Origin of the sequence: Caulobacter sp. S45, assembly GCF_903642205.1 — a bacterium.
In the GTDB taxonomy this organism is placed as follows: Bacteria; Pseudomonadota; Alphaproteobacteria; order Caulobacterales; family Caulobacteraceae; genus CAHJWH01.
This window is the reverse complement of sequence record NZ_CAHJWH010000255.1, coordinates 1-2,801: the sequence shown is the minus strand read 5'-3', so window position 1 is coordinate 2,801 and position 2,801 is coordinate 1. Positions and strand designations below refer to the sequence as shown.

2 protein-coding genes are annotated in these 2,801 nt (G+C 72.3%); both read left to right on the top strand.

Annotation, left to right across the window (positions count from 1 at the left end; translation table 11 throughout):
* Nucleotides 1–2,044 (top strand): type II secretion system secretin GspD (gene gspD / locus HUV06_RS15740; protein ID WP_217433929.1); only part of this gene is annotated, 2,044 nt, incomplete at its 5' end.
* Nucleotides 2,041–2,801 (top strand): type II secretion system protein GspK (locus HUV06_RS15735; protein WP_174302184.1); only part of this gene is annotated, 761 nt, incomplete at its 3' end. The genes gspD and HUV06_RS15735, both read left to right, overlap by 4 nt.

The window sequence follows — 2,801 nt, the reverse complement described above, 5'->3', positions numbered from 1 at the left end:
CCCCGGGCGGCCCCAGCCGACCGCGCCCGCAGCGGCCACGCCTGTGACCGCGCGCGGCGGGGACGTCAGCCTCGACTTCCCCGGGGTGGACGTGCAGGCGGTGGCCAAGGCGGTGCTCGGCGACCTGCTGCACCAGCCCTACAGCGTGGCGCCCGACCTGCACACGCCGGTCACCCTCACGCCGGGCCGCCGCATCCCCCGCGCCTCGGTCCTGCCCGTGTTCGAGGGCGCGCTGTCGGTCTCCGGCCTCGCCCTGGTCGCCCAGCCGGCGGGCGGCTACGCCATCCTGCCCGCCGAGCAGGCCAAGGCGGTCGCCCCCTTGGGCGAGGCAGGCGTCGTCGGCTACGGCAGCGAGGCCGTGCGGCTGCACTTCGTCAATGCCGAAGAGCTGCGCAAGCTGATCGACCCGGTGCTGCCGGGCGTGGTCACCGGCGCCGATACGGCGGCGGACACCCTCACCATCGCCGGGACGGAGGGCCAGCGCGCCGCCGCCAGGGACCTGGTGCGCCAGTTCGACGTGGACTGGCTGCGTGGCGCCTCGTTCGCGCTTTACGTCCCGCGCCGCACCGACAGCCGGCTGATTGTGCCGGAGCTGGACAAGGTGCTGAACGCCGAGGGCGCGCCCACTCGCAACATGGTCCGGCTGATCGCCATGGACCGGCTGAACGGCATCCTGGCCGTCTCCACCCAGCCCCAGTACCTGGAGGATGTCCGCCGCTGGGTGGAGATCCTGGACCGGGAGGGCGAGAACAGCAGCCGGCGGCTGTTCGTCTACCGGGTCCAGAACGGTCGCGCGGGCGATCTGGCCCGAACGCTGGCCAGCGCCTTCGGCCAGGGCTCCGGCGGACCCGTTCCGGGGCGGAACGGCGGGCTGGGCTTCTCCGACAGCGCCCGGCCGCCAGGCGTGATCGGGTCCCTGCCGTCGGACGGCCAGCCGTCCTCTTCCGGCGTGGGCGGTTCGGGCATCGGCTCTTCCAGCATGCTGACCCCCTCGCCGGGATCGAGCAACAGCGGGAGCACCGGGTCGAGCACAGGGAGCTCAGGCGCATTCGGGAGCACCGGGTCGGGCGCGTCCGGCGGAGGTCTCAACGGCGGCGGAGCGTCGGGCGGGACCAGCGTCGATGTCCAGGCGGACGACTTCCACGCCAAGATCACCAGCGACGAGGTGAACAACGCCATCGTGGTCTACGCCACCCCGCGCGACTATGCGGTGGTGGAGGACGCCTTGCGCAAGCTCGACATCGCCCCCTACCAGGTGGTCATCGAAGCGGCCATCGCCGAGGTCACCCTGACCGACGCTCTGCAGTTCGGCATCCAGGGGCTGTTCAACAATGCAGGCCTCAGCGTGGGTCTGACCCAGAGCGCCGCCAGCGCCGCGCCGGCGGCCCTGCTGCCGGGCTTCAACGCGCTCTACGCCGCGCGCACGGTCAGCGGCGCGCTCAGCACGCTGGAGAGCATGACCAAGGTCAAGGTCATCTCCGCGCCCAAGCTGATGGTGCTGAACAACCAGACCGCCTCCATCGAGGTCGGCAACCAGGTGCCGATCCTCACCGGCAGCGCCACCAGCGTCATCACCAGCGACGCTCCGGTGGTGAATTCGGTCGATTACCGCGACACTGGCATCATCCTGAAGGTGACGCCCCGGGTGAACAGCTCGGGCTACGTGCTGCTCGACTTGGCGCAGGAGGTCAGCGACGTGGTGCCGGCGGGATCGTCGAGCACGATCAACTCGCCGTCCTTCTCCACCCGCCGCATCGCCACTTCGGTCGCTGTGCAGGACGGCCAGATCATCGCGCTGGGCGGCCTGATCCGCGACAACCGGGACGATGTCAGCAGCGGCCTGCCGGGGCTGTCCCGCATCCCGGTCCTGGGGCCGCTGCTGTTCGGCAACATCAACAACAACGACACCCGCACCGAGCTGATCGTGATGCTGCGCCCGAGCGTGGTGCGCAACGCCGACGACGGGCGCGCGGTGACCGAGGAGCTGCGTGAGAAGCTGAAGGGCCTGCGCGGGCTGCTCCCCGACCGCAACGTCATCCCGTGAGGCCCCCCTTCCGCCGGCTCCGCTGCGACGACGGCTTCGCCGCCCTGGCCGCGGTGCTGGCATCCGCCTGCTTCGCCCTGCTGGCGGCCCAGGCGGCGCGGACCTCGCGGAGCGGGATCGTCGACGCGAACGCCGCCGCCGTGCACGCCCGGCTGGAGGCCGCCGGCGGCGCAGGGCTGGCCATTGCGATGGACCACATGCTGGCCGACGACCCGTCCGCCCGCTGGGACATCGACGGCCAGACCTACGAGACCCCCTTCGGCGACGCCGACCTGCGCATCACCGTGGAGGACGAGCGCGGCAAGCTGCCGCTGAACCGGATCACCGAAGGCCAGGCCCGCGCCATGTTCCAGCTGGCGGGGGCCGACGCCGCCACGGCCGACCAGCTGACGGCGGCTTTCATGGACTGGCGCAACCCGGAGAAGCTCCGGCCCGCCCCCACCTACGCGACGCCGGTCGGCGACGCCAAGGAGGGCGTGTCCGGCTTCCGCACCGTGCAGGAGCTGCAGCTCCTCCCCGGCATGACCCCGGCGCTCTACGAGGCCCTGACGCCCTTCGTGAGCGTGGACGCCGGCGCCACCGCCTTCGACGCCCGCACCGCCTCGCCGTTTGCGACGCAGGTGATGGCCGGCGGCGGACCCGCGGGCGTGGCGGCGATCGAGAAGCGGCGGGAGGCGGCGTGCCAGCGCACCGCGTTCGAGGCCACGCCGTCGGTCAGCCTAGCCGGCCGTGTGCTGACCATCCGCGTCCTGGCCGC